The following is an 11,164-nucleotide window of genomic DNA, read 5'->3' on the forward strand; positions in this document are numbered from 1 at the left end:
ACAAGGCTTTCCGACGATGCAATGTTCAAGGCTTTCCCAAGCCGATTTAACCGCGATGATTGAAGGTGCCAGAATCCTGGAACAGGACAGCTACGGGCCCAAAGTCTACCTGCTGACCGACGGGAACATCCTCAAGCTGTTTCGCCGCAAGCGCCTGCTGTCGTCCGCGCTGTTCCGCCCGTACTCCAAGCGTTTCATCGACAACGTGGCGCAGTTGCAACAACGAGGCATCCCGACCCTGACCGTGCTCGCGTTCTTTCAACTGACGGCGCCCGGCATGACCGCCGTACTCTACCGCCCCTTGCCGGGCGAAACGCTGCGCCAGATTTCCAACCGTGAAGGCTTTGACTGGCACACCAACCTCGACCCGCTGGTGGCCCTTATTCGCCGCCTGCATGGCGCGGGCATCTACTTCCGTTCGTTGCACCTGGGCAATATTGTCGTGACACCGGACAATGAAATGGGCCTGATCGACGTGGCCGACATGCGCTTCCTGCGCGCGCCCCTGAACCCGGAACTGGCAAGGCGCAACCTGCAACACTTCGCCCGCTATATTGCGCGCGAGAAGCTGAACGAACACTTTCCAATGCAAGCACTGGAGCAAGCACTGCTAGCGGCATGAGAACAGCCGCCGGGTGGTTTCAGTGAAATCGTTCCAGGCCTGCTCCGGCGCCAACGCCCGCGATTGAGCCTCGACAACCTGCACGCCGGAACTCACGAACGCGCGTGCCAGGAGTTGCCCCCAGGACGTGGCGCTGTCTACGGGCGCGTACCAGCCGGCATCACCCAGTTGTTCGCGGAACACTGCCAGTTCGCTGGTCAGTACAGGCACGCCGGCCATCACCGCCTCTTGCAGGATCAACCCCAGGCCCTCTTCCGTCGACGGAATGGCGACCCAGTCAAACGCCCGATAAAGGGTCGCCGCCTCAGGAATATGCCCCGGCAGGTACACCTTGTCGCGCAAGCCAAGCGCCTCGATACGCGCCTCAAGCCTGGGCCTCGCCGGCCCCTCGCCGATGATCACCAGGCGCGCATCCGGCCGATCGGCCGTCGCACTGGCAAAGGCCTCCAGCAAACAGCCGAACCCCTTGCCGTCGACCAGTCGACCTACCGCCCCCACTGCCGGCGAGCCATCCAACGGCAGCCCCAGGCGGGATCGCGCCGGCTCACGGGCAAGCGCGGCGGCACGAAACACCGCAGGATCGAAGGCACTGCGCAGCACCGCCACGGGCCTTTGCAGGTAACGCTCAAGGGAACCGGCGAGGGTTTGCGACACGGCCGCCAGCGTCAGTTGCGACGCCGGGAGTTGCTCGAAGAGTTTGCGATCAGCTTTGCGCAAGCGCGTGACACCATGAAAAATCACCACGGCCCGCACCTGCGGCAGGTGCTTGAGCACCGGTAAAAGCACCCGCGCGACACCGATGCCATCCAGCAGTACAACCTGCACATCCTCAGGCAGGGCCTTCTGGAAGCGCGCACGCATCCACGGCATCAGCCACTTCCACAGGTGCCGCCCCTTGAGCCTGGCGGATGAGAGGTTCCACTCGACGGCCTGCTCTACCAGGCCATCGCTGCCGGCGGCGCTGCCCTGAAGCAACCAGGTGTGCACCGGTACATCGCTGTCGGCCTGGGCCAGTATTTGCTGATGAACCTTCTGCACCGAAGCGAATGCAGAGCCACCAGCCCACATGATGTTGAGAATACTCATCGAAAAAACCTTATGCGGCGTTGGTGTGGCTCGTCGTATTTACTGGCGGATCAACCAACCGATGCCGACCCCCAGGATCAGCATGAGCACCAGCTTGACCCGCTCTCGCCGCTTGCGCCGCGCCTTGGTCAAGCGCTCTTCCGCCGTCGCCACATGCAAACCGAAACCGGTGTGCAAGACCGCATCGCCCTCCAGGGTGACGGCGCCCAGGTTCAGCTGCGCGTAACGCCTGGAAAGCCCTTTCTCACCCTCGAACCCGGCATAGGGCGCACATAACCGGTATTCCTTGATACGTCGCAGCCCCGGGTTCAGCGAGAACCCTTGCCACTCAGGCTTATCGGACAGCAAGGAATAACAAGGTACCCCGCCAATCACCTCGCGCGGCCCCAGATGAATATAGGGGCTGTGCACCTGCAAGTCGTAAACGTAATTGCGCAACCAGACTTGGAGAATATCGGGACGCTGCTCCAGCACGGTCTTCGAATCCTCGACAAACCCGGGTCGATAAAACGCCCAGTCATCTTCGCAATGGAATATGTACGGGGTCTTGACCGACCCGTAGGCCAAGTCGATGGATGCCAATTGCCCCAGCTTCGGGCGGTTGATCAGGAACGTGCAATGGCCGAGCCAATGCTCGGGAATCGCCAGGCGTACCGCGTCATCGCCAGAGTCTTCGGTAATGAAGACTTCGCGGATGGCCGCTGTATTGAACAGATCGAAGCTCGCGAGCGTGCGCTTCAGCAAATCGAAGCGACCACAACTGGTCACGACGAGCGTTATATCGCTTTGAGCGGAGAATTGCATTCAAGCCTCGATAATATCATAAGGCCACCAAGCGCGGCCACCTGGCAGATATCAAACGCCTAGTTTCAAGCGCAGCGTTTCCAGCAAACTCAACGGTGCCCGGGGCCGCAGCGGCGGCTTCAGCGCCTCGACAATGCGCTGGCCGATGCGCGCAAAGCTGAACTGGCTGACCGCGAGGTCCTGCCCGTTGCGCGCAATCTCGGCCGCCAGTTGAGGATTGGATCGCAATGCAGCGAGTTTTTCCTGCAACTGGGGAATGTCTTTGTAGAACACCACATTGACCATGTCCTTGAAGCCAAGGGCCTGGTTTTCCGCGGCGCCCTGGTCAAACGCCAGCAGCACACAACCACAGGCCATGGCTTCGAAGTTCTTGATCATATACTCGCCCATGCCCACGTCGGCACTGACGAAAAAACGAATCCGGTTGAGGGTTGCGCAATATTCCTCACCGGATTTGGTGCGCGTAACCACCAAAGGTTCAACGCGGGCCAATTCATCGAGCAATGCCTTGCGACCACTGTAGGCCACGCTGTTGGTGCTGCCGACAAATGCCAGCTCAATGTCGCGTTCCAACCCCTGGGCCTGCAACAGCGCCTGATCGTAGCCCTTGGGCACGAACACCGCATCGAAGCCTTCGGCGCGCAGGCGCTCGGTCACCATATGCCCCGAACTGATGACCCGCACCCACGGCAACCGACGGTAATGGGCACTGAACTTGCCCGTGTACTTGCAGGGAATGTAGTTCTGGTAGGCATCGTGTTCGAGGATCACCAGGTTCGGGATCGTACGGATAAAGCCGGCCTGGCGAATCTCCTGCTTGAACCGCAGGAAGAACACGACGCGGTCATAACGGCTCACGTCGACTTCACGCTTGAAGTAACCGCGCAGGTTGCGCTGCTCAGCACTGCTCAGCCAGCGGGTATCACACTCGCAGTGCTCGGCAATGCCTTCGTACAGGCGATCCAGAATCGCGCGCTGTTCTTTCTGTACCAGAAACAAAACTTTCATGACCTTCCCTTTCACAACTGCCGTCACAAACGCCAGAACAACTCATGCCGTCGTACGGCCTTGCGGAAAAACTCGTTCTCACCATAAGGCGACCGCGTCCGCCCCGCCAAGACCCGCTGCAGCCAGCGCCGCACACGACGCTTGAACGGCGGGGCGGGTTGCAGGTCATGCATCATGCCCAGCGCCATGGCCTTGTCGCGCTGCCGGGCCGGCGACAGCGACAGGCTGCATGGCCACAGTTCCAGCGCGTCATCGAACAGCGGCGGCAAGGCAATACCGGTGCCCGCGTCGCCCATGGGCCAGCGGTCGTTGTCATGCAGGTGGTTGGCGTAGCCGAGCACGGTGGTCGGCTGCCATTCCAAGCCTTGCAGGGCCTCGATCACCGCTTGCTGCGCACAGATATGGTCTGGATGGGGATCCAGGATCGGATGGGGCAACACGATCACTTCAGGGCGTGCCGTCAACAACACTTGGCGCAGGTCGGCCAGCAGATTGTTCCAGGTCGGCAGGCCATCGGCATCCGCCGGCAACGGGAAAGGGTTGAATTGGCGGAACAGGCGGGTATCCGACAGGTCGGCCTCGCGCGAAGCGATCGGCTGATCAGGCGCAGCGCGCATCGCCGGCAGTTGCAGGCAGAAGTAACCCAGCTGCACGCAGTGTGCCTGTGGCACACCGGCCCAAAGCGGCACGGCTATGCTGTCCCAGGCGCGCAAACGCCCTTTGGTCCGCGCGGCCTCGACCGGATCCAGGCCCATGCGTTGATAGTGCTCGGCTTCGATTTCACCGGCGGTGAGGGTCACGATCCACGGCTTCTCGGCCTGGCTGTAAAGACCGAAGGCAGCCAATTCGGCATCGTCGGCATGAGGCGCGATAACCATGACCCGCTGCGCCGAATAATCCGGCGTGCCCCAGGCCCACAGCCGAGGAGCGCCCTGCACAGTACAAAAACGCCCGCGCAAGCGCAGCTCACCGGACATCAGGGCCGGCGCCCAGCCACTGAGGTTCAGGTAGCGAACGCCATTCACCCCGCGCTCGAAGGCCTGTCGGTCAGTGCTCTCGCCGCCCAGAATCTCAATGGCCGGATCCAGGAAACGTCCCAACCAACCACTCTTGACCTTGATAGCCAATACCAGGGTCGCCTCGGCTTGCAGCAGCGAATCCACCCGCAGCCGGTCACCGTCGAAGCGAACCCCAGCCACCTCGGCATCCGTCGAAAACCGGTATCGGTAGTCTTCGTTGGGCGCATAAAACAGATGGTCGGCAAACCATGCCTCGTGGGCGACCCAGGCCAGCACACCGAGCACCAACGGCAGCCACCACGCCACCCAGATACCGATCACCACCAGCAGCAGCAAGCCGATCAGCAAACCGACCCGTTTGTTGCGCCGATGGCGCTTGAGCAATTGCTGTTTGCGGCTCATACGGTCAGCACCGGCACAGGGTTGCACCAACGGTCCTTGTACTCGCGGTCAGCACGCCCAAAGGAGAAACGCAGCGGCTTGCCCACTTCACGGGCCTGTTCCCAGGCGCCCTGGGTGTTGAGGAAGCTCAGGACACTGCCCGGGCTGAACGCACGGGTTTCAGGGTCGACACCACCGTTGACGTACTCCACGCTGATCCACTCCGGCGACTCGACCCGGTACACCAACTGGACAGCGATGGGCGCATCATTGAGGAAGATCACCGAACCGATCAGCCATTCGCGCAGCAACTCGATCACCTCGGCCATGCGCTCGGCGCCGGTGGCGACAAAGCCCCAGCGGCGCAGGAACAGATCGCAGTAGATCGCGGCCAACTCCCCACTGGAAAACTCGCTCACCGGTCGCACCACCCCACCGGCCTCTTCCAGCAAGCGCAGTTCGCGACGCTGGTTGTAGCGAAACTTCTTCGACAGTTCTTCCGGGGTGCGGGCCATGGCCAACTGTTCGGCCTGGGGCTTGAGGCCGCTGAAACGGCCTTCATTCAGGGCCGACAAATAGCGTGCACGGTGCCGCAAGGGCGCCTGGGCTGCAGGCGCGGCGGGCAGGATCAACTCGGCGTTGCCCAGGTCGAACAGGCCTTTTTTGCCGCGCTGCTTGAGCACATCCTTGGACAAGGCCAGGTCGCGCCCCCAGGTCGCGATGCAGGCCTGAAGCTCGCCACCCTGCTCCCAGGCCAGGTAACGCACCGGGATGTCGGCCAGCCCGGCCAGACGTTCGATCACTTGCGGGTGGGTCGCGACACTGCCGCCAAAACGTTGCCAGGCATCGCTGTAGACCGGCGCGTCGACGACGGACCAGCCACGCTCGCGCCAGCCTTGGAATCGATTGAGCATCAAGCCCCCGCGGTCAGTTCAATAACGTGCGGCAATTGCCAGAAGGTATCGCGTACCGCCTGATCCGAGAAACGCTCGCGCAGGCGCACCAGCATCATCTCGGCGCACTGCCGTTGCTGGTGTTGGTCCATCGCTGCCAGGTGCCGCAGCCCCTGGGCAAGGTGTCCGGCATCGCCGAAGGGAAACAGGATACCCACGCCTTCGACCACTTCCTTCGCGCCGCCACAGGCCGTGGCCAGCAACGGGACGCCGGCCGCCATGGCTTCCAGCAGCACCATGCCAAAGGGTTCATGGTCGGAGCTCAGGGCAAACACATCGAATGCCCGGAAGTACCGACGCGCATCCGGCACCTGGCCGAGGAACAGCACCTTGTCCGCAATGCCCAGCTCCCGGGCGAGGGCCTTGAGGTCCTGCTCCAGGCGACCGCTGCCGAGGATGGCCAGGCGGCTGTCGGCCGGCAAGTGCGCCAGCGCCCGGGCAAAGCCCTTGAGCAATGTGGCCTGGTCCTTGTCCGGGTGCAGGCGACCGACATTGCCGACCACCCATTCGTCCGGCGACAACCCCAACGCGTCACGCGCCTCATGTGCAGGCACCTGGGTGGCCTGCAAGGCGTCAACGTCGATGCGGTTGTACAACGTCTGGATGCGCGCCGCCGGCCAGGTCGGCAGGCAGCGGCGCATATCGTCACGCACCGCGTCGGAAACCCCCAGCAGGCTGAGGCGCTTGCGGAAGATCCCGGCAAACAGCCTGCGACTGCGACGCTGGTAGTCACCAAAGGCGTGATGCACGCCAATCACCGGCAGCCGCGTGCCGAGCAAGGCGATGTAGATCGGCTTGAAACGGTGCGCGATACAAAAACTGAAGTTGCGCGATGCGGCGATCTTGCGCAATTCACGGATGGCACCCAGCTTCAGGCCACGAATGGCCTTGGAGCTGAATTCCATGAACAACACTTCATCGGACGCGCAACCGGCGGCCACGTGCGGGTCGGCGACCCCGGTGAGAAACACCGTGGTCACCTTGTAGCCGGAGCCTGCGAACAGGCTGGCGTACTGCCGCGCGCAGTCCAGGAACGGCCCGTCATAGCCATGGCAGAACTGCAGGACGTGGCGTTCAGCCGAGCGCGTCATAAGGGTCCACGCCGTCCTTGACGACCAGGATGTCTTCCATGATCAGGTACTGCAGGTCGGAGCCGAAGAACATGTTCAGCGCGTCGGTCGGCGAGCAGATCATCGCTTCGCCACGACGGTTGAGCGAGGTGTTCAGGGACACGCCGTTGCCGGTCAGTACTTCCAGCTCTTTCATCATGTCGTAGTAGCGCGGGTTGTATTCGCGCTTGAGCACCTGGGCGCGGGAGGTACCGTCTTCATGCACCACTTCCGGCACGCGGGTCTTCCACTCTTCCGACACTTCAAAGGTGAAGGTCATGAACGGCGCCGGGTGGTCGACCTTGATCATCTGGGGCGCTACGGTGTCGAGCATCGACGGGCAGAAAGGCCTCCAGCGCTCGCGGAACTTGATCTGGTGGTTGATGCGGTCTGCCACGCCGGTCGCACTTGGGCAACCGATGATCGAACGACCGCCCAGGGCGCGCGGGCCAAACTCCATGCGGCCCTGGAACCAGGCCACCGGGTTGCCGTCGACCATGATCTTGGCGATGCGCTTGGGCATGTTCTCGATCCTGCGCCAGTTCGGCTTGCTCTCGTGCTTGGCGCAGGCGGCGATCACGTCTTCATTGCTGTAGGACGGACCGAGGTAGACGTGTTCCATCTTCTCCACCGGTACACCACGGGCGTGGGACACGTACGCGGCGGCACCGACAGCAGTGCCGGCATCGCCGGACGCCGGTTGCACGAACAGCTCTTTCACGTCGTCACGGGCAATGATCTTCTGGTTCAGCTTGACGTTCAGCGCGCAGCCGCCGGCGAAGGCCAGCTTGCCGGTGTCCTTGAGGATGTCGCCCAGGTAATGGTCGATCATCTGCAAGGCCAGCTTTTCAAACAGCGCCTGCATGCTGGCGGCGTAGTGGATGTACGGCTCGTCGGCGATGTCGCCTTCGCGCTTGGGGCCCAGCCACTCGATCAGTTTCGGCGAGAAGTAGAAGCCCTTGCCCTTCTCTTTATAACGGCGCAGGCCGATGACGTTGGCGTAGTCGGTGTTGATCACCAGCTCGCCGTTTTCAAACGAGGCCAGGCGCGAGAAGTCGTACTTGCTGGCATCGCCGTACGGCGCCATGCCCATGACCTTGAACTCGCCGTCGAGCATCTCGAAACCGAGGAACTCGGTGATCGCGCCGTACAGGCCGCCGAGGGAGTCCGGATCGTAGAATTCCTTGATCTTGTGGATCTTGCCGTTCTCGCCGTAGCCGAAGAACGTGGTGGCGTACTCACCCTTGCCGTCGATGCCGAGGATCGCGGTCTTCTCCTGGAAGCCGGAGCAGTGGTAGGCGCTGGACGCGTGGGCAAGGTGGTGTTCAACCGGTTCGATCTTGATTTTCTTCGGATCGAAGCCCAGTTGCTCCAGGCACCAGACGATCTTGTTGCGATAGCGCTTGTAGCGACGGTTGCCCATCAGGATCGCGTCAAGCGCGCGGTCCGGGGCGTACCAGTAACGCTTGGCGTAGTGCCAGCGCGCCTCGCCGAACAGGCTGATCGGGGCAAACGGGATCGCCACCACATCGACGTCGGAAGGCTTGATGCCGGCCTGTTCCAGGCAGAACTTCGCCGACTCGTAGGGCATGCGGTTCTTTGCATGTTTGTCGCGTACGAAGCGCTCTTCTTCGGCGGCCGCGATCAGCTTGCCGTCGATATACAAGGCTGCGGAAGGATCATGGCTAAGGGCGCCGGACAGGCCAAGAATCGTCAATGCCACAGGGGTCTAGCCTCTTTTAGTCTGCATGCAGGCGGGTTGCGCCTGAAAAAAGTGTGCTTCCCGCCTGGGCAGGAAACAGCTAAAGGGCGGGATTATAGCTCAAAAGCAGTGGGAAGCTGTTAGCGGCGAGCGGCAAGAGTCGCCTGCAGCATCGCCGTGTGCACAGTGCGAGCGCGCTGATGGGGCGCGTAGCCGAATTCCTGAATGATAAAAATCTTCCCAGTCACTAAACTCGCGCCCTTTTGCGCGTTTACACCCTAAGCGCCACGGATTCCGGCTGACTCATGACCCCTCTCGCTCGCTTCAACCTGTTGCTGCCCGGCCTGCTCGCCCTGTGCGGCGTCGCCCAGGCTGACGACCCCGCGCTGATCCTCGACCCCAGCGTCGTCACCGGCTCGCGCAGCGCCAGCCCGACCTTCGACCTGCCCTACTCCGTGGACGGCATCGGCCGCGAGCAGATCAGCGACGGCCAATTGGGCATCAACGCCTCCGAAGCCTTGTCCCGCGTGCCCGGCCTGGTGGTGCAGAACCGCCAGAACTATGCCCAGGACCTGCAGATTTCCTCCCGTGGCTTCGGCGCCCGCTCGGCGTTCGGTGTGCGCGGCATCAAGCTGATCGCCGACGGCATCCCCGCCAGCACCCCGGATGGCCAGGGCCAGGCCGCCACGTTCAACCTCGACACCGCCGAGCATATCGAAGTGCTGCGCGGCCCGGCCGCCACCCTGTATGGCAGCAATGCCGGCGGCGTGATCCAGATGTTTTCCCGCGATGGCGAAGGCCCGCCGCGCATCGGCGCCGAAACCCTGGTGGGCAGCGACGGCCTGAACAAGAACCACCTGAGCGCTGAAGGCGCGGCGAACGGCGCAGGCTTTGTACTCGACGCCTCGCGCATGGATACCAACGGCTACCGCGACCACAGCAGCGCCCGTCGCGACCAGACCTTCGCCAAGCTCAACTTCCAACCGGATGACGACAGCAAGCTGGCGCTGATCTACAGCAGCCTGGAGCAGAACGGTACCCAGGATCCACTGGGGCAGACCTGGGACGCCTACAAGGCCGACCCGCGCTCGGTGAGCAGCAATGCGCTGACGTACAACACGCGCAAAAGTATCGATCATCAGCAATTGGGCATGAATTATGAGCGGTATTTCGGTGATGCGACGCTGCAGGTGAACGGGTATACCGGGCGGCGGAGTGTGATTCAGTATCTGTCGATCCCGGACAGGTTCGGCAGTGGCGCCGCCAACCCGGCTAACGCTCGCGGCGGTGTGGTAGCTTTCGACCGCAAGTTCTATGGCGGCTCCCTCCATTGGCTGCAACCCATCACCAGCGCACCCGGCGACCTGACCCTGATCACCGGCCTCGACTACGACCGCAGCCAGGATGATCGCCAAGGTTATTCCAACACCGTCAATGGGGTGCATGGTGTCAAAGGGGCCTTGGGCCGCGATGAAATCGACACCGCCACCAGCCTCGACCCGTTCGTGCAAGCCAACTGGCTGCTGGGTGACTGGACCCTGCAAGCCGGCCTGCGCCACAGCACCATGGAAATGGACGTAGACGATCACTTCCTCAGCGACGGCAACGACAGCGGCAGCAAGACCTACCAGAAGAACACGCCGTCGGTCAGCGTCATGTACGCCTTCACACCTGACTTGCACGGTTATGTAAGCGCGGGCAAAGGTTTCGAAACCCCAACCCAGGCCGAGTCCGCGTACTCCAGCACGGCGAACGGCTTCAACTTTGCGCTCAAGCCATCGGTCAGCAAACAGTATGAAATCGGCCTGAAAGCTCGCATTGGCCAGGACACCCGCGTGAATGCGGCCCTCTTTCAGATCACCACCGAGGACGAACTGGTAGTGCAGCAATCCAGCGGAGGGCGCACCACTTACCAAAACGCCGGCCGCACCCTGCGCCGCGGCTTCGAACTGGGCATCGAAAGCCAACTCAGCGAACAGTGGAGCACCAACCTCGCGTACACGCGCCTGCAAGCCACCTACGACAGCGACTTCACCAGTGGCACAACTCCCGTGGACAAAGGCAACTACCTTCCCGGCGTGCCGCAAACCACGCTGTTCGCCGAGCTGAACTGGAAACCCCGGGACTGGGTCAGTACCGCTGTCGAAGGCCTGTACCGCAGCAAGGTCTACGTCGAAGACACCAACAGCCAACACGCTGCGCCGGGCTACAGCGTGTTCAACTGGCGCGCACGGTTCGAGCAGAAGGTCGAACACTGGACCTTCCACCAGACCCTGCGCCTGGACAACCTGCTGGACCGCCAGTACGTCGGTTCGGTGATCGTCGGCGACGGCAATGGCCGCTACTACGAAGCGGCGCCCGGGCGCTCCTGGTACGCCGGGGCGGGTGCCGAGTATCAATTCTGAACGCACCACACCTTCAATGTGGGAGGCCCCGCGCTGTCGCGCAGCAAACCGGAACCCCTGTGGCGAGCGGGCTTG

9 protein-coding genes are annotated in these 11,164 nt (G+C 62.4%); 2 read left to right on the forward strand and 7 right to left on the reverse strand.

The window, feature by feature from the left end:
- The first annotated feature begins 55 nt into the window (after window positions 1–55).
- Window positions 56–622, forward strand: a complete 567-nt coding sequence (locus FX984_RS28530) for a BUD32 family EKC/KEOPS complex subunit (RefSeq protein ID WP_027604937.1) — start codon at window positions 56–58, stop codon at window positions 620–622.
- Here FX984_RS28530 and FX984_RS28535 read toward each other — a convergent pair.
- Genes FX984_RS28535 through FX984_RS28565 form a run of 7 tightly spaced genes read right to left on the reverse strand, consistent with a single transcriptional unit; the run spans window position 611 to window position 8,705 of the window.
- On the reverse strand, window positions 611–1,708 hold the full coding sequence (locus tag FX984_RS28535; protein ID WP_027604938.1) for a glycosyltransferase: 1,098 nt from the start codon (window positions 1,706–1,708) through the stop codon (window positions 611–613). The two genes, FX984_RS28530 and FX984_RS28535, sit on opposite strands and share 12 nt — an antisense overlap.
- A gap of 39 nt (window positions 1,709–1,747) precedes the next feature.
- Complete coding sequence (locus FX984_RS28540) at window positions 1,748–2,512, reverse strand: hypothetical protein (protein WP_027604939.1); 765 nt, start codon at window positions 2,510–2,512, stop codon at window positions 1,748–1,750.
- Window positions 2,513–2,563: 51 nt separating this feature from the next.
- Complete coding sequence (locus FX984_RS28545) at window positions 2,564–3,520, reverse strand: glycosyltransferase family protein (protein WP_146476851.1); 957 nt, start codon at window positions 3,518–3,520, stop codon at window positions 2,564–2,566.
- A 23-nt stretch (window positions 3,521–3,543) separates the two neighbouring features.
- Window positions 3,544–4,941 carry a PIG-L deacetylase family protein gene (locus FX984_RS28550; protein WP_146476850.1) on the reverse strand — a complete coding sequence of 466 codons (1,398 nt, stop codon included), beginning with the start codon at window positions 4,939–4,941 and terminating at the stop codon, window positions 3,544–3,546.
- A complete protein-coding gene (locus FX984_RS28555; protein WP_027604942.1) occupies window positions 4,938–5,834 on the reverse strand; it encodes a GNAT family N-acetyltransferase in 897 nt (298 codons plus the stop codon). Before FX984_RS28555 ends, FX984_RS28550 begins: the two co-directional genes overlap by 4 nt.
- Window positions 5,834–6,964 carry a glycosyltransferase gene (locus FX984_RS28560; RefSeq protein ID WP_146476849.1) on the reverse strand — a complete coding sequence of 377 codons (1,131 nt, stop codon included), beginning with the start codon at window positions 6,962–6,964 and terminating at the stop codon, window positions 5,834–5,836. Before FX984_RS28560 ends, FX984_RS28555 begins: the two co-directional genes overlap by 1 nt.
- A complete protein-coding gene (locus tag FX984_RS28565) occupies window positions 6,948–8,705 on the reverse strand; it encodes a carbamoyltransferase family protein (protein ID WP_027604944.1) in 1,758 nt (585 codons plus the stop codon). Before FX984_RS28565 ends, FX984_RS28560 begins: the two co-directional genes overlap by 17 nt.
- A gap of 284 nt (window positions 8,706–8,989) precedes the next feature.
- Here FX984_RS28565 and FX984_RS28570 point away from each other — a divergent pair, with 284 nt between their 5' ends.
- On the forward strand, window positions 8,990–11,089 hold the full coding sequence (locus FX984_RS28570) for a TonB-dependent receptor family protein (protein WP_146476848.1): 2,100 nt from the start codon (window positions 8,990–8,992) through the stop codon (window positions 11,087–11,089).
- Window positions 11,090–11,164: the final 75 nt, after the last annotated feature.

This window comes from Pseudomonas marginalis (assembly GCF_008692035.1).
Classification (GTDB): Bacteria; Pseudomonadota; Gammaproteobacteria; order Pseudomonadales; family Pseudomonadaceae; genus Aquipseudomonas; species Aquipseudomonas marginalis.

Bases quoted from the DNA above. Each gene is read 5' to 3' on its own strand.
- FX984_RS28530 (WP_027604937.1), top strand. From the start codon at position 56: ATGATTGAAGGTGCCAGAATCCTGGAACAGGACAGCTACGGGCCCAAA.
- FX984_RS28535 (WP_027604938.1), bottom strand. From the start codon at position 1,708: ATGAGTATTCTCAACATCATGTGGGCTGGTGGCTCTGCATTCGCTTCG.
- FX984_RS28540 (WP_027604939.1), bottom strand. From the start codon at position 2,512: ATGCAATTCTCCGCTCAAAGCGATATAACGCTCGTCGTGACCAGTTGT.
- FX984_RS28545 (WP_146476851.1), bottom strand. From the start codon at position 3,520: ATGAAAGTTTTGTTTCTGGTACAGAAAGAACAGCGCGCGATTCTGGAT.
- FX984_RS28550 (WP_146476850.1), bottom strand. From the start codon at position 4,941: ATGAGCCGCAAACAGCAATTGCTCAAGCGCCATCGGCGCAACAAACGG.
- FX984_RS28555 (WP_027604942.1), bottom strand. From the start codon at position 5,834: ATGCTCAATCGATTCCAAGGCTGGCGCGAGCGTGGCTGGTCCGTCGTC.
- FX984_RS28560 (WP_146476849.1), bottom strand. From the start codon at position 6,964: ATGACGCGCTCGGCTGAACGCCACGTCCTGCAGTTCTGCCATGGCTAT.
- FX984_RS28570 (WP_146476848.1), top strand. From the start codon at position 8,990: ATGACCCCTCTCGCTCGCTTCAACCTGTTGCTGCCCGGCCTGCTCGCC.